The organism is Pseudarthrobacter sp. MDT1-40-2 (assembly GCF_059383595.1).
In genome coordinates, this window is record NZ_JBWZCL010000004.1 from 299,842 (window position 1) to 314,666 (window position 14,825).

The 14,825-nt window shown below is 64.3% G+C and carries 15 protein-coding genes; 7 read left to right on the forward strand and 8 right to left on the reverse strand.

All coding sequences use genetic code 11. The features are described from left to right. Window positions 1–35 precede the first annotated feature (35 nt). On the forward strand, window positions 36–626 hold the full coding sequence (locus tag AC50X5_RS13755) for a DivIVA domain-containing protein (protein WP_494976635.1): 591 nt from the start codon (window positions 36–38) through the stop codon (window positions 624–626). A 9-nt stretch (window positions 627–635) separates the two neighbouring features. Here AC50X5_RS13755 and AC50X5_RS13760 read toward each other — a convergent pair whose 3' ends face one another. The 5 genes from AC50X5_RS13760 to AC50X5_RS13780 form a co-directional block, all read right to left on the reverse strand. Beyond that, window positions 636–1,316 carry a hypothetical protein gene (locus AC50X5_RS13760; RefSeq protein WP_494976636.1) on the reverse strand — a complete coding sequence of 227 codons (681 nt, stop codon included), beginning with the start codon at window positions 1,314–1,316 and terminating at the stop codon, window positions 636–638. Window positions 1,317–1,381: 65 nt separating this feature from the next. Further along, the gene (locus AC50X5_RS13765; RefSeq protein WP_494976686.1) at window positions 1,382–2,848 is read right to left on the reverse strand and encodes a sodium/solute symporter; all 1,467 of its coding nucleotides are present in this window, start codon (window positions 2,846–2,848) and stop codon (window positions 1,382–1,384) included. Between the two features lie 10 nt (window positions 2,849–2,858). After that, complete coding sequence (locus AC50X5_RS13770) at window positions 2,859–3,209, reverse strand: DUF485 domain-containing protein (RefSeq protein WP_494976637.1); 351 nt, start codon at window positions 3,207–3,209, stop codon at window positions 2,859–2,861. After that, window positions 3,206–3,928 carry a LytR/AlgR family response regulator transcription factor gene (locus AC50X5_RS13775; RefSeq protein ID WP_494976638.1) on the reverse strand — a complete coding sequence of 241 codons (723 nt, stop codon included), beginning with the start codon at window positions 3,926–3,928 and terminating at the stop codon, window positions 3,206–3,208. Before AC50X5_RS13775 ends, AC50X5_RS13770 begins: the two co-directional genes overlap by 4 nt. 31 nt (window positions 3,929–3,959) lie before the next feature. Beyond that, window positions 3,960–5,150: a sensor histidine kinase gene (locus tag AC50X5_RS13780; RefSeq protein ID WP_494976639.1), complete on the reverse strand. Its 1,191-nt coding sequence runs from the start codon at window positions 5,148–5,150 to the stop codon at window positions 3,960–3,962. A 235-nt stretch (window positions 5,151–5,385) separates the two neighbouring features. Here AC50X5_RS13780 and AC50X5_RS13785 point away from each other — a divergent pair, with 235 nt between their 5' ends. Then, window positions 5,386–5,766 carry a DUF485 domain-containing protein gene (locus AC50X5_RS13785; RefSeq protein WP_494976640.1) on the forward strand — a complete coding sequence of 127 codons (381 nt, stop codon included), beginning with the start codon at window positions 5,386–5,388 and terminating at the stop codon, window positions 5,764–5,766. After that, window positions 5,763–7,379, forward strand: a complete 1,617-nt coding sequence (locus AC50X5_RS13790) for a monocarboxylic acid transporter (protein WP_494976641.1) — start codon at window positions 5,763–5,765, stop codon at window positions 7,377–7,379. The genes AC50X5_RS13785 and AC50X5_RS13790 overlap by 4 nt, the downstream gene beginning before the upstream one ends. A 109-nt stretch (window positions 7,380–7,488) precedes the next feature. Here AC50X5_RS13790 and AC50X5_RS13795 read toward each other — a convergent pair whose 3' ends face one another. Then, window positions 7,489–8,094, reverse strand: coding sequence for a hypothetical protein (locus AC50X5_RS13795; protein ID WP_494976642.1), 606 nt, complete (start codon window positions 8,092–8,094; stop codon window positions 7,489–7,491). A gap of 113 nt (window positions 8,095–8,207) precedes the next feature. Continuing rightward, window positions 8,208–8,675, reverse strand: coding sequence for an Lrp/AsnC family transcriptional regulator (locus tag AC50X5_RS13800; protein WP_494976643.1), 468 nt, complete (start codon window positions 8,673–8,675; stop codon window positions 8,208–8,210). Between the two features lie 192 nt (window positions 8,676–8,867). Between AC50X5_RS13800 and pdhA the strand changes: the two genes are divergently transcribed. The 3 genes from pdhA to AC50X5_RS13815 are packed head-to-tail and all read left to right on the forward strand — an operon-like array spanning window position 8,868 to window position 12,384. Beyond that, entirely contained in the window at window positions 8,868–9,998 is a 1,131-nt protein-coding gene (gene pdhA, locus AC50X5_RS13805) for a pyruvate dehydrogenase (acetyl-transferring) E1 component subunit alpha (protein ID WP_494976644.1), read from the forward strand. Beyond that, the gene (locus AC50X5_RS13810) at window positions 9,995–11,005 is read left to right on the forward strand and encodes an alpha-ketoacid dehydrogenase subunit beta (protein WP_493986349.1); all 1,011 of its coding nucleotides are present in this window, start codon (window positions 9,995–9,997) and stop codon (window positions 11,003–11,005) included. Before pdhA ends, AC50X5_RS13810 begins: the two co-directional genes overlap by 4 nt. A gap of 8 nt (window positions 11,006–11,013) precedes the next feature. Then, window positions 11,014–12,384, forward strand: coding sequence for a dihydrolipoamide acetyltransferase family protein (locus AC50X5_RS13815; RefSeq protein WP_494976645.1), 1,371 nt, complete (start codon window positions 11,014–11,016; stop codon window positions 12,382–12,384). 54 nt (window positions 12,385–12,438) lie between these two features. Here AC50X5_RS13815 and AC50X5_RS13820 read toward each other — a convergent pair whose 3' ends face one another. Next, window positions 12,439–13,065 (reverse strand): SACE_7040 family transcriptional regulator, encoded by a 627-nt coding sequence (locus AC50X5_RS13820; protein WP_494976646.1) that lies wholly within the window; start codon window positions 13,063–13,065, stop codon window positions 12,439–12,441. A 150-nt stretch (window positions 13,066–13,215) separates the two neighbouring features. On the opposite strand from AC50X5_RS13820, the gene AC50X5_RS13825 reads away from it, so the two are divergent. After that, window positions 13,216–14,823: a carboxyl transferase domain-containing protein gene (locus tag AC50X5_RS13825; RefSeq protein WP_494976647.1), complete on the forward strand. Its 1,608-nt coding sequence runs from the start codon at window positions 13,216–13,218 to the stop codon at window positions 14,821–14,823. Window positions 14,824–14,825: the final 2 nt, after the last annotated feature.

Genomic DNA, 14,825 nt, shown 5'->3' on the forward strand with positions numbered 1-14,825 from the left:
ATTCCCACCGGTTTGGGCCGGGAAGCGAAAAAGGAATGAAATCAACAGTGAGCAGTCAACGGCAGGTTTCCGCGTCCTTTCAGCGTGTGCCACGTTCTGAGTATGGCTACAACGCCAGGCAAGTGGATCAGTTCCTGCAGCGTGCCCGGGTTTCGCTCGAAACCCCTGAGGCGGCCGAGAACGCTGTGACCAGCACCGAGGTACGTTCCGTGGCCTTCGACCCCGTCAAGGGCGGGTATTCGGCGGCTGTGGTCGATGCGGCCCTGGACCGCCTCGAGGATGCCTTTGCCCGGCGGGAACGGGACGAACTGATCGCTGCCAGTGGCGAGGAAGCCTGGCTGCGCAACATTGGCCAGCTCTCCGGAATTCTCCGTGGCCGGCTGCACCGCGCGGACGGTGAGCGTTTCCGCAGGCCCTCAAATCCGAAGGCACGCAGCTACAACACCACCGACGTCGACAACCTGTGCCGCGAGCTTATCGGCTACCTCGAAGAGGACAAACCTTTGAGCGTAGACAGTATCCGGCGGGCCGTGTTCCGCCCTGCCAGTGGCGCCGACGGATATGAGGAAACCCAGGTTGATGCCTTCCTGGACCGGGTCGTTGAACTGATGGCTGCCATCGATTGACAGGCCCGCTTATGCAGGGCTTGGTGAGACAGGTGTGTGCCGTGCCCACACGTCGGTATACCGGCGGTAACCCTTGTAGCTGGAATACGCCAGGAAGGCCACCCCGCAGACTGTTCCACACGCAACGGCCAAGCCCATCGGCGCGCGGATTGCAGTGATCAGGACACCGGTCAGGATGGCAAGCAATGTCGAGTTGGCGGTAGCCATGAAGATCATGCTGCTGCCCGCCACATGGCTGAAGCTGCTCCGGCTTTCCAGGAAATCATAGGTCTGCTGCGCCCCGGGCCGGTCATCATGTGATGATGCCATCAGGTACTGTGCCACGCCCGGGTCCAGAGCCACGTACGCTGCCCGCAAACGGTTCATGGCCAGGACGTACATCAGGTCCTCCACCGCCACATTGACCACACGCACCTGGGTCAGCAGGCCCATAGCGGCGTCCACTATCAGCACAATGACTGCAAGCATCAGGAACGGTCCAGTGAAGCCCGTTGCCTGTCCCACCAGGGCAAGGCTGACCAGGCTCGCGGACGTGAACATCAGGAACATGCTGATCCGCGTCAGTACCTCGGCCTGTGCTGTGCTCCGCGAGGCGAGGAGCCCCCAGTGCTCGGTTGCCAACAGCTGTGCCCGGGCAGGGGAGGGCTGTTTCGGGACGCCGTTGGGAGGGCTTGCACCGGAGATGGACATGCCGTCATTGTGCACCCACAGCCTTCGGTGTACCAGAGTCCCGTCACCCGTGGGTGTACCGCGATTCAGCGCTTAGTGGCCAGCGGGCGCTCCGGAGTGTGCAGCCGGGTCATCACCCGGGTAAGGGTCCGCGGTACCCGGCTTTTGGTGGCACGGGAGGCCAACACCATCACCGCAAAGGCCGCGGGTACCGTCCAGGCGGCCGGCTGCGCCAGCCACACGGGCGTTGACGACGCCTCCAGGAGGGCGCCGGCCACCATCGCCCCGCCGCACAGCAGGCCACCTGTCAGCATTCCGCTGATGGCTCCCGTGTCGGTGAGGCCCCGCCACCAAATCCCCAGCAGCAGGACAGGACAGACGGTTGACGCCGTAAACGCGAACACCATCCCCACGCTGCCGGCCAGAGCCAGGGAATCGGTGAGAAAGGCAAACCCGAGCGGCACCAGGGCAGAGAGCACCGCGGCCAGCCGGAAGCCGCGGACGCTGCCGCCCAGGACATCCTGGCTGATCACCCCGGCCAACGACACCACCAGCCCTGAGGTAGTGGACAGGAACGCGGCGAAGGCGCCGGCCACCACCAGGGCGGACAGCACCTCCCCGGCGACACCGCCCACCAAGTGACCGGGCATCAGGAGGACGACGGCGTCCGCGCGGCCCGTGCGGGCAAGCTCGGGCGCGAACATTCGGGCCGCCAGGCCCAATGCCGTCGGGAAAAGGTAGAAGAAGGACAGCAGGCCCAGCACGATCAGGGTGGTCCTGCGCGCTGACTGGCCGTCAGGGTTGGTGTAAAAACGCACCAGGACGTGAGGCAGGCCGAGCGTCCCGAACAGCAGGGCCACCAGCAGCGAGACGTTCTGGTACAGCCCGCCCGGCTGCTGCCCTGTGGGGTTAACCGCAGCAGGCGCTACCGGCTCGGTCCCGTTGCCGGCCAGGACCAGGAGGATAAAAATAACGGGAACGGCAAGGGCGGTCAGCTTGAGCCAGTACTGGAAGGCCTGGACGAAGGTGATGGAGCGCATCCCGCCTGCCACCACCGTCAGGCAAACCACCACGACGACGGCCACCGGGCCCACCCAGGACGGAAGCCCCGTGGTGGCCCGGATGGTCAGGGCGGCGCCGTGCAGTTGCGGCACGATGTACAGCCAGCCAACCACCACGACGACGGCACTCGTCACCCGTCGCACCAGCCGGGAGTCCAGCCGGGCTTCAGTGAAGTCCGGGATGGTGTAGGCGCCGGAGCGGCGCAGCGGGGCGGCCACGAAGAGCAGCAGCATCAGGTACCCCGCGGTATAGCCAATAGGGAACCACAGGGCGTCGGTCCCGGAGAGCAGGATCAGCCCGGCCACGCCCAGAAAGCTGGCAGCGGAGAGGTACTCGCCACCGATGGCCGAAGCGTTCCACCAGGGCCGCACGGTCCTGGACGCTACATAGAAGTCGCCGGTGGTCCTGGAGATGCGGAGCCCATGGAAGCCAATGACTGCTGTAGCGAGGGAAACCGCAGCGAAGGCGGCAATGGCAACGGCCGGGTTCATGGTGGCACCATCACCGGTTCTCAGCGAGGTCGCGGTACCGGGATTCATTCCGGTTGGCTGCCCGGATAAAAAGCCAGGCGCTGAGCGCTATCACGGGGTACAGGCCCATCCCCAGCAGCAGCCAGTCAAACGGGATTCCGGCAATGGTGGTACCGGCAAGCCCCGGCACAAAGGCAAGCAGTGCCGGGAAGCCGCCCAGGATCACCAGGAAGCCGATGGCCACCACCATGGCCAGCCGGAGCTGCGAACGGATGAGCGAGCGGACGAACAGTTGCCCTACCTCGCTTTGCTCGGCTCCGTCGTGGGGTTCCGGCGTCGTCCGTGCCGCTGATTGCGGGGCGACCACCCTCACGCGGGTCATGGCTGCGGCCGGACTCGGGTGGTTTCCAGCTTTTCGCGCACGGTGGGCAGGTGCCGGCGGCTGATAGGCACCCCGGCGCCGGCCACTGTGACGTGCGGGCCGTCCGCGGAAAGCCGGATCTGGCTGACGTGCTTGAGGGACACCAGATAGGAGCGGTGCGTCCGAATGAACCCGGCGTCAGCCCATTGCTGTTCCAGGTCCGCCAGCGGAATACGGACCAGGTAGCTTGATTCGGCCGTGTGCAACCGGGCGTAATCTCCCTGCGCCTGGACATACATGATGTCATCACGCCGGATCATCCGGGTGGTGCCACCCTGGTCCACGGTGATCATTTCGACGGCGGGAGTACCGCCTTCGCGCAGCAGTTCCGCGATTCTGCCAATGGTCCGGGTGAGCCGTTCCGCCCGGAGGGGCTTGAGCAGGTAGTCGATGGCGGCCAATTCAAACGCCTCCAGCGCGCAGTCCTCGTCGGCGGTGACGAAAACCACCAGGGGCGGCCTGGCGCGGCGGGAAATGGCCCGGGCGATGTCCAGGCCGGAGACAGCAGGCATATGGATGTCCAGGAACACCGCGTCGGGGGAGTGGGTGGCGAGGAGGCGCAGGGCCTCGCTTCCGGAGGACGCGCGGTGGATGGTGCCCACCCGGTCATCCCTTCCCAGCAGGAAGGCAAGTTCTTCGACGGCGGGCAACTCGTCATCTGCGACGAGGACATTGATCATCCCTCTACAGTAACCGGATCAGGGGCCGGCTTCAGGCGTCGTGGCCAGGCTGGGACTTCGGTACGCGCAAGGTAATAAGGGTTCCTTCGCCGGGCGCCGTCTCAATCACCAGGCCGTGGTCATCGCCGTAGACCTGACGAAGCCGCACATCGACGTTGCGCAACCCCACATGGTCGCCGTCGCTGTGCCCGGCGAGCAGGGACCGCAGGTAATCCGGGTCCATTCCCACGCCGTCGTCCTCGATCCTGACTTCCGCGAAAGCACCTGAATCATGGGCACTGATGCTGATGTGGCCCGGCCCTTCCTTCGCCTCCAGTCCATGCCGCACGGCATTTTCCACCAGCGGCTGCAGGCTCAAAAACGGAATCACGGTACTGAGCACCTCAGGTGCCACCTGCAGGCTCACCTGGACCCGCTCACCAAACCGGGCGCGCTCCAGGAGGAGGTAACGGTCGATGCAGCGCAGTTCTTCGGCGAGGGTGGTGAAATCGCCGTGGCGGCGAAACGAGTAGCGGGTGAAGTCGGCAAACTCCACCACCAGTTCGCGGGCGCGGGCAGGATCGGTATTGATGAAGGAGGCGATGGCGTTCAGCGAGTTGTAGATGAAATGCGGGCTGATTTGGGCGCGGAGGGCCCGCACTTCAGCTTCCATGAGCATGGTCCTTGATGCGTCCAGTTCAGCCAGTTCCACCTGGGTGGCCACCCAGTCGGCCACCTCTCCAGTGGCCCGGGCCAGGCCCGCGCCGGCCTGTGGTGCGAATGCGGCCACGCAGCCCACCACCCGGGAGCCGGCGCGGATCGGAGCGATCACCGCAGCGGGTGCCGGTGCCGCGGCTGTATCGCCCCATGCGCCGGGCTGCAGGACGGCGGATCGGCCCTCACGGAGCACTTCTTCCGCCAACTCCATGAGGTGCGGCCGCAGTTCATCGTGCGCTCCGTCCCATGCCAGCACTCCGGTGGCGTCGGTGATCGCCAGAGCCTCGCAGCCCAGCAGGGCCCGCAGTTGCCGGCTGGCCTTCGCGGCGCCGGCCGGATGCAGGCCGGTGCGGAGGTGTTGCCCCGCCCGTGACGCAGCGTGCAGCGTGTTGTAGGTGGCCCGCTCGGCATCGCTGCCCAGGTCACGGAATGAGCGCAGCACTTTCAACCCAATGCCGGCGACGGCGGCAATCGCCAAGGTGATCAGGGCGATCGCGGCGGCGGTGAACAGTGGGGAGTCGGCCATGGGGACAGCGTAGTCGGCATGCGCTGTGATGGCCGCAGCGCTTCCGCCCGGGTTCGCCGGTATCAGCAGGTGCCATGCCGCTCGCCGCAGCGCCGGGACCGCTTGGCGACGGCCGGCTGCAGCCCGATGAATATTGCCTGCCTCACACGGCACAGTGATTGCAGTCACATTGGCGGTCGTATGGGCGTGGAGCCCCCGCCGCTTCGGCTCACGCAACACTCAATGAGGAGGAACGATGGGTAGCGATGCCCCCACTCCGGACGCTGCGGCGTCCGTGGACTTCGTGCAAGTCCAGTCGACGGAGCAGTTCCAGAAACTGCGCAAACGTCACCGCAGCTTTGTTTTCCCCATGGCAATAGTGTTTCTGCTGTGGTATTTCGCGTATGTGCTGTTGGCTGACTACGCAGTGGACTTCATGTCCATCAAGGTATGGGGCAACGTCAACGTCGGCCTGCTTCTGGGGCTGCTGCAGTTTGTCTCCACCTTCGCCATCACCAGCTGGTATGTCAGTTACTCGAACCGCCGCCTCGATCCGATTGCAACGGAGATCCGGCAGGGAATAGAGGGCCACCAGTTTGATAAAAACGGCGCCCGCCTGAGTGGAGGAAACAAATGATCGCCATCCCGGTTAAGGTCGACGTCGCTGCCCTCCAGGAGACAACGCTGCTGAACATGGGCATTTTCGGCCTGTTCGTGGCCGTCACCATGGTCATCGTGTTCCGGGCCAGCCGCAATAATAAAACTGCAGCGGACTACTACGCCGCAGGCCGCTCCTTCACCGGATCGCAGAACGGCACCGCCATTGCCGGCGATTATCTCTCCGCAGCATCGTTCCTGGGCATCACGGGCGCCATCGCCATCAACGGCTATGACGGCTTCATGTACTCCATCGGCTTCCTCGTGGCCTGGCTGGTAGCCCTCCTGCTGGTAGCTGAGCTGCTGCGCAACACGGGCAAGTTCACCATGGCCGACGTGCTCTCCTTCCGGCTCCGGCAGCGCCCCGTCCGCATCGCTGCGGCCATCTCGACGCTGGCCGTCTGCTTCTTTTACCTCCTGGCCCAGATGGCGGGTGCAGGCAGCCTCGTTTCGCTGCTCCTTGGCATCAGTGACTGGGGAGGCCAGGCCCTGGTCATCACGGTTGTTGGCGGCCTCATGATCATGTACGTCCTCATCGGCGGCATGAAAGGCACCACCTGGGTCCAGATCATTAAGGCCATCCTGCTGATCGCGGGAGCCGCCGTCATGACGTTCTGGGTGCTCGCAATCTACGGCTTCAACCTCTCCGCCCTGCTGGGCGGCGCTGTGGAGACGGCGAATAATCCTGCCGTCCTGAACCCCGGCCTGCAGTACGGCAAGTCGGACGCCTCCAAGCTTGATTTCATGTCCCTAGCCCTGGCTCTGGTGCTTGGCACCGCAGCCCTGCCGCACGTGCTGATGCGCTTCTACACCGTCCCCACGGCCAAGGAAGCCCGCAAATCGGTGGTCTGGGCAATCTGGCTGATTGGCCTGTTCTACCTGTTCACCCTGGTCCTGGGCTACGGAGCCGCCGCACTGGTAGGCGCAGACACCATCAAGGCAGCGCCGGGCGGCGTCAACTCTGCTGCTCCGCTGCTGGCGTTCTTCCTGGGCGGTCCGCTGTTGCTGGGCTTTATCTCGGCTGTGGCATTCGCTACCATCCTGGCCGTGGTGGCCGGGCTGACCATCACCGCCGCCGCCTCGTTTGCCCACGACATCTATGCCAACGTCATAGCCAAGGACAAGGCCGACGCCGACACTGAGGTTAAGGTTGCCAGGCGCACCGTTGTGGTAATCGGCGTGCTCGCCATCGTCGGCGGTATCTTCGCCAACGGGCAGAACGTCGCCTTCCTGGTGGCGCTCGCCTTCGCCGTAGCGGCTTCGGCCAACCTGCCCACCATTGTCTACTCGCTGTTCTGGCGCCGCTTTACCACCCAGGGTGCACTCTGGAGCATGTACGGCGGGCTGATCTCGGCAATAGTCCTGATCACCTTCTCCCCGGTGGTCTCCGGTTCGGCCACCTCCATGATCAAGGACGCCAACTTTGCCTTCTTCCCGCTCAGCAACCCGGGCATTGTTTCCATCCCGCTCGCGTTCCTGCTCGGCTGGCTGGGAACCGTCCTGGACAAGAATCTCGAGGACACCACCAAGCAGGCAGAGATGGAAGTCCGCTCCCTGACAGGTATCGGCGCAGAGAAGGCCGTGGACCACTAAGGACCGGCAAGAGCGCAGCTACCAAAGCGAAAGCGGACACACACCAACCGATGCGGGGCCGCTTTCGTCCTGCACGTGGTGCGGGTCAGTCTGCGGAGCCAGTTTGCGGCTACTGGGGCGGCAAGAGCTTGATGTTGATCATCTTCAGCTCGTCAACGCCTTCGAATCGGTATTCCAGTTCAATCGTGGTGTCGCCACAGGTGATGACCCCGGCAATGTCCGCGGACTTGGTGCCGTTCTCTGTTGCGGCGCTGACGTGGTTGTACTCCGGCCGGCAGTTGCCGTCCATTTCCAGGCTTGCAATGCCTGCCACGAATTCCTCCTGGGGGAGTTGCTCCTGCAGGGCAGGATCGAGGTAGTCGTAGGCTTCGTCCGACTTGCCGGCGATGACCAGTTCGGTGAAGTCTTCCGCGAGTCCCTTCGCCTGGCCCGTGGCACCGCCGGCAAAGTTGAGCAGGACCACTACCCCTACTGTCACCAGGACGATACCGGCACCCACAATGCCGAGGACAACATAGAGGCCCTTGCGGCTTTTGCGAGGCGGCTCCTGTCCGGGAAGGCCGAAGGGCGGCGGTGGCGCAGACTGCATGTACGGCGGCGGAGTGTAGCCTCCCGGTGTGTCGTACCCAGGGTCCTGGGGGGAGTGGTGCGCGGGAGGTGGAGTCGGGCCGGGGTCGGAAGGGCCGGGCTGGTACGGTTCCTGGGGACTGCTCAAGATGGAGCCTTTCCGGCGGGATCGGGGGTATCCGCCTGATTGCTGGGACCGCCAGGCCCGCCGCACTTGTTTCAACGTGTAACAGCCTATAGCCCCCGGTGGTACTGCACTTGCTATCCTTGGCCGCGGTCCAGCAGCGGCTGGACCCTGAACGGAATCATTTCCCGCATGGCCAAGGCTGTGTCCGTACGGTCCACGCCGTCGCACGCCAGGATTTTTCCGTTGATGCGGAAAAGATCCTCGGCGTCAACCGCCACCACCCGTAGCAGCAGGTCTGCCGAACCGGTCAGTCCGTACCCTTCGAGAATCTCGGGGATGCAGGCAAGGTCCTTCGCCAGGCCGCCCAGCTTCTGCTGCTGGACGTGGACGGAGATAAATGCCATCAACGGGTACCCCAGCGACGCCGGATTGATACGGCGTTCAAAGGAAAGGAAGACCCGTTTCTTCTCCAGCTGCGCCATCCGCGCCTGGACAGTATTGCGGGACAGGCCCAATTTCTGCGCCAGGGCCACTACGGTCCTGGCGGGGTCCTTGGCCAGTGCCGAAAGCAGGCGCGTGTCCGTGCCATCCAAAGCTTGCATAATGCGCAAGGCTAGCACGGTCAATTGCCACGAAACAGGGCACATTGCTCAGTGGTGACAGGATCGGTTGTACCTCTTGTTCATTGTGAGTAGGGTCACAAATAGCGGGTAAAGGTGCCCGGCAGACCTGCCGGCGGTGGGATCACAAGTCCTTTCGCGGCTGGTCACCAAGGACGTCGGAGGTTGACGAACGTGATCGCAGAACGCAAGGGAGCCCCACACCCGGGGCTGGTCCAGTTGATAACTCCGGACGGGGAGCGCGTCAGCCATCCCGAGTACGATCCATGGGTCCAGGACGTTGGCGACGAGCAGCTGCTCGCGCTGTATACGGACATGGCGATCGTCCGTCGGATCGACACCGAAGCAACGGCACTCCAACGCCAAGGTGAGCTTGCCCTCTGGCCGCCCCTGCTGGGACAGGAGGCCGCGCAGGTAGGTTCGGCACGGGTGGTGCGCCCGCAGGACTTCATCTTCTCCAGCTACCGGGAGAACGGAGTGGCGTGGTGCCGTGGAGTGGAGTTGGCGGACATTATCCGCATGTGGCGGGGTAACGCGGCCTCCGGCTGGGATCCGTATACGGTAAATATGGCCGCCCCCCAGATCATTATCGGAGCCCAGACGTTGCATGCCACCGGCTACGCCATGGGTATCCAGTTCGATGGTGCCGACACCGCCGCCATCACCTACTTCGGTGATGGTGCCACGAGCCAGGGCGATGTTAACGAGGCAATGGTTTTTGCAGCCAGCTTCCAGGTCCCCGTCGTGTTCTTCTGCCAGAACAACCACTGGGCCATTTCCGAGCCCGTGGCGCTGCAGTCCCACACCCGCATTGCTGACCGGGCTCCGGGCTTCGGTATCCCGTCAATGCAGGTGGACGGCAACGATGTGCTGGCGGTAATGGCGGCCACCCGGATAGCCATGGACCGCGCCTGGCACGGCGGGGGGCCCACCTTCATCGAAGCCGTGACCTACAGGATGGGGCCGCATACCACCGCTGACGATCCCACCCGTTACCGTGACGCCAACGAACTTGAGGACTGGGCTGCCAAGGATCCGTTGAAGCGCGTTAAGGCACTGCTGGACAGGAAGGGCATGCTCACCGACCAGCTGCTGGATGAAGTGGAAAGCAAAGCCGCTGCCGTGGCCCAAAAGCTGCGCAAGGCCTGTCTGGAGATGCCGGATCCCGCACCGTCGGATGTCTTCCGGCACGTGTACAGCACCCCGAACTCCTGGTTGGACCGCCAGGAAGAGCATTACTCCCGCTATCTGGCCTCCCTCGGTGATCCCGCGGCGGCCACTCCGGCTGAAGGAGCCACGCGATGACCACCATGACCTTCGGTGCTGCTATTAACGCCGGACTCCGCAAATCCCTGGAAAACGATCCCAAAGTTGTCCTGATGGGGGAGGATATCGGGACCCTTGGCGGCGTCTTCAGGATTACTGACGGCCTGCAGAAAGACTTCGGCCGGCATCGCGTCATCGATACTCCACTGGCCGAATCGGGAATTATGGGTACCGCTGTGGGGCTCGCCTACCGTGGCTACCGGCCGGTGGTTGAAATTCAGTTCGACGGCTTCATCTACCCGGCCTTTGACCAGATTGTGTGCCAGGTAGCCAAGATGCACTACCGGACCCGTGGCGCAGTTACCCTTCCCATCACCATCCGCGTTCCCTTCGGCGGAGGGATCGGCTCACCCGAGCACCATTCCGAATCGCCCGAGGCCTATTTCACGCATACTTCCGGCTTGCGCGTGGTCAGCGTGTCCAACCCGCAGGATGCCTACACCATGGTCCAGCAGGCCATCCGCTGTAACGACCCTGTCCTGTTCTTCGAGCCCAAGCGGCGCTATCACGACAAAGGCGAGGTGGATCTGGGCGTCGACCCGGCGACTGCGCCCGATATGGGCTCGGCTGCAGTAGTTGCCACTGGAAGGGACGTCACCCTGGTGTGCTACGGGCCGCTGGTGAAAACCGCCAGGGACGCCGCGCTGGCTGCCGCTGACGACGGAATCTCCATTGAAGTAATTGACCTGCGCTCGCTCTCCCCGGTGGATTACCCCACCGTTGAGTCCTCGGTGCGGAAAACGGGCCGACTGGTGATCACGCACGAAGCCGGCCAGTCCGGCGGTGTCGGCGCGGAGATTGCCGCCAGCATCACCGAGCGCTGCTTCCACTACCTGGAATCGCCGCCTGTCCGGGTCACCGGCTTCGACATTCCCTACCCCTACTCCAAGCTGGAGATGCACCACCTGCCTGACCTGGACCGCATCCTGGACGGTGTGGACCGGGCAATGAACAGGCCTAACTCGTTGAGCGGCCTGGAAGGATGAGTGCCACCATGATCAAGGAATTCCGGCTCCCGGACCTGGGCGAGGGCCTCACTGAATCCGAAATCCTCAACTGGCGTGTGAACGTGGGCGACACCGTCACGCTTAACCAGGTGATCGCCGAGGTGGAGACCGCAAAAGCCGTGGTCGAGCTGCCATCGCCTTTCGCGGGCATCGTTACCGCGCTGCACGAGGCCCCTGGGACAGTCGTGGAGGTTGGAAAGCCTATTGTCTCGTTTGAGGTAGCTGACGACGGCGGGGCAACCGGCCCAGCCGCAGGAGGCGCAAACGGCACCGGAAATGCCCGAGAAGACGATAGAGAAGGCAAAACAGGAAGCAACGGCTCAGAAGGTGCGGCAAAACGGGAGCCGAACCTGGTGGGGTACGGGGCCGTACTGGAGCACTCCGGCCGGCCGGTACGCCGCCGTCGTGCCGGTATTGCTCCGGTTGCGGTTGCGGCTGCGGCTCCGGCTGCGGCAGGACCAGCCCCGGCTCCCCAGGCAGTTGAGTCCCTCGAAAGGCCCCGGTCCACACCGCCCGTCAGGAAACTGGCCCGGGATCTCGGCGTGGACCTCACCGCGGTCACCGGCACGGGAGAACGCGGGTTGATCCTCCGGGAAGACGTACTGAAGGCCTCCGGCCGGACGGCCCTGGAGGGTCAGGATGCTGCGGCAGACGGGCAGCGTGAGACGCGCACACCCATCAAGGGGGTCCGTAAAGCAACAGCCTCCGCCATGGTGGCCAGTGCCTTCACCGCCCCGCACGTCACCGAATTCCTCACGCTGGACGTCAGCCCGGCCATGGAACTTCTGGACAGGCTGAAGTCCGGCAGGGAATTTGCCGGCGTGAAACTGACCCCCCTCACCCTGGTGGCCAGGGCCGTGCTGATTGCGCTCAAACGGAACCCGGCGCTGAACTCTGCCTGGGACGAAGCAAGCCAGGAGATTGTCCAGTTCAATTACGTGCATCTTGGCATCGCCGCCGCGACTCCGCGGGGGCTGCTGGTGCCGAACATCAAGGATGCGGATGCGTTGTCCTTCCAGGATCTGGCCGCCGCCCTTGGTGAACTGGCAGAGACTGCCAGGGCGGGCAAGACCAGTCCTGCGCAGCTCACTGGCGGCACCATCTCCATCACCAATATCGGAGTCTTCGGAATCGACGCCGGTACGCCCATCCTGAACCCTGGCGAGGCGGCTATCCTTGCCGTCGGCGCGGTACGCCGGATGCCCTGGGAATACCGGGGCAAGGTCAGGTTGCGGCAGGTCCTGACGCTGAGCCTCTCGTTTGACCACCGCCTGGTGGATGGCGAACAGGGCTCACGCTTCCTCGCCGACGTCGGGAACCTCCTGGCCGATCCGGCGCTCGCCCTGACCATGGCGTAGCAGCGGGACGGCGCTGGCTTTCAGGACACAGTCGCTTTCAGGACACTGTCATGTTCAGGACACCGTCAACGCAGCCAATGCCATCCGTTCCAGCACCGGGGCGGCGGACTTCGCACCAATCCGCCGCCCATGGGCCCGCACTGAATGCGGCGTGGAGTTAATCAGGCCGAAGGCGGCGTGTGCGCGCATCCGCAGTTCCGCAGCGTCCAGGGCCGGGTGGGTGAGGGCGAGGACCTCCACCCACAGCTCCACATACTGGCGCTGCAGCTGGCGGACCCGGGCCTGGTCTTCGGTTGAAAGGTTGCTGAGGTCCCGGTCCTGTACCCGGATCACGTCCGGCTGGTTGAGCGCAAACTCCACTTGGAAGGCAACCAGGCCTTCGAGGGCGCTGGCGCCGTCACGGGCGGCGGACACCACATCCTGCCCGCCGGCCAGCAGGTCCTGGCTGACGGTCAGGAGCAGCGCACCCAGGACTGCCTGCTTGCCAGGGAAATGCCTGTAGACGGCCGGACCACTGACGCCTGCGGCAGCGCCCAGGTCCTCGATGGAGACGCGGTTGAAGCCTTCCCGGGCAAAGAGCGCGGCGGCCGCGGAGAGCAACGCCTGCCTCCGGTTCTCCTTCGCTTGCCCGCGCTGGGTCAAAGGAGCGCCGGCCTCGAAGTGGGGAAGTGGTGCGGGCATCTTTCCTCCTGGGAGCTGCACAGTCCAGGTTTCCTTGTGGTGGACTTCACAGTTAATAGAGACTAACCTGAATTACAGTTACTCGTCATTAACCGAAATTGCTGCAAGGCCAGCCCGCACCGGCTGACCAGGCAGGGAGGACGTTCGTCAATGGAGACAATCGCCAGCCGGGTGGACCCTGGCAGCCCGGACTTCGCAGCAAACTCCAAGGCTCAGGCGGCGCTGGCCGAAGAGTTACGCGGGCGGCTGCAGGTAGCCGCACAGGGAGGTCCGGCGGCGTCCCGGGAGCGGCACCTGGCGAGGGGAAAGCTGCTGCCCAGGGAGCGGATCGAGCAGTTGCTGGACAACGGCAGCCCCTTCCTTGAAATTGCCCCGCTGGCGGCCAACGGCATGTACAACGACGAATCTCCGGCAGCCGGCGTCATCGCCGGGATTGGCATGGTGCACGGCCGGCATGTCCTGGTCATCTCCAACGACGCCACCGTCAAGGGTGGAACCTACTACCCGCTGACCGTCAAGAAGCACCTCCGTGCCCAGGAAATAGCCTTGGAGAACCGGCTGCCCTGCGTCTATCTCGTGGACTCGGGAGGCGCCTTTCTGCCCAGACAGGACGAAGTGTTTCCGGACCGCGACCACTTCGGCAGGATCTTCTACAACCAGGCCCGGATGTCCGCCGCCAAAATCCCGCAGCTGGCAGCGGTGCTGGGCTCCTGTACCGCAGGGGGCGCGTACGTGCCCGCCATGAGCGATGAAACTGTTATTGTCCGCAACCAGGGCACCATTTTCCTCGGCGGTCCGCCGCTGGTGAAAGCCGCGATCGGAGAAATCGTCACGGCGGAGGAACTGGGCGGCGGCGACGTGCATTCCAGAATTTCCGGCGTCACCGACCACCTCGCGGAAAACGACGAACACGCCCTGCAGATCATCAGGGACATCGTGGCTACCTTGCCCCCACCGGCAGCTCCTGCCTGGGACGTGGTGCCCGCCGTCGAACCTTCCGCGGACCCGGCTGAGCTGTACGGTGCAGTGCCCGTGGACGTGAACGCGCAGTACGACGTCCACGAGGTGATTGCCCGGTTGGTGGACGGCAGCAGATTCCACGAGTTCAAGAAGGAGTACGGCACCACTTTGGTGACGGGCTTCGGCCGGCTGCACGGGCACCCGGTGGGCATTGTGGCCAACAATGGCGTGCTGTTCAGCGAGTCTTCGCTCAAGGGGGCGCATTTCATTGAACTCTGTGACCAGCGCGGCATCCCGTTGCTGTTCCTGCAGAACATCTCCGGATTCATGGTGGGCAAGGACGCCGAGCAGGGCGGCATTGCCCGCAATGGCGCCAAGATGGTCACCGCGGTGGCCACCGCCAGGGTCCCCAAGCTCACAGTGGTGATCGGCGGCTCCTTCGGCGCGGGAAACTACTCCATGTGCGGCCGGGCGTATTCGCCTCGGTTCCTGTGGATGTGGCCGGCAGCGCGGATCTCCGTCATGGGCGGCAACCAGGCTTCCAGTGTTCTGGCTACCGTCAAGAGGGACCAATACGACGCCGCCGGCAAGGAATGGTCCGCCGAGGAGGAGGAAGCCTTTAAGGCCCCCATCCGGCAGCAGTACGAGGACCAGGGCAGCCCTTATTACTCAACGGCCCGGTTGTGGGATGACGCCGTGATCGACCCCGCAGACACGCGGACCGTCCTGGGACTGGCGTTGGACGTCGTCTCCCACAGCCCGCTGCCGGAGACTTCCTTCGGCCTGTTCAGGATGTGACA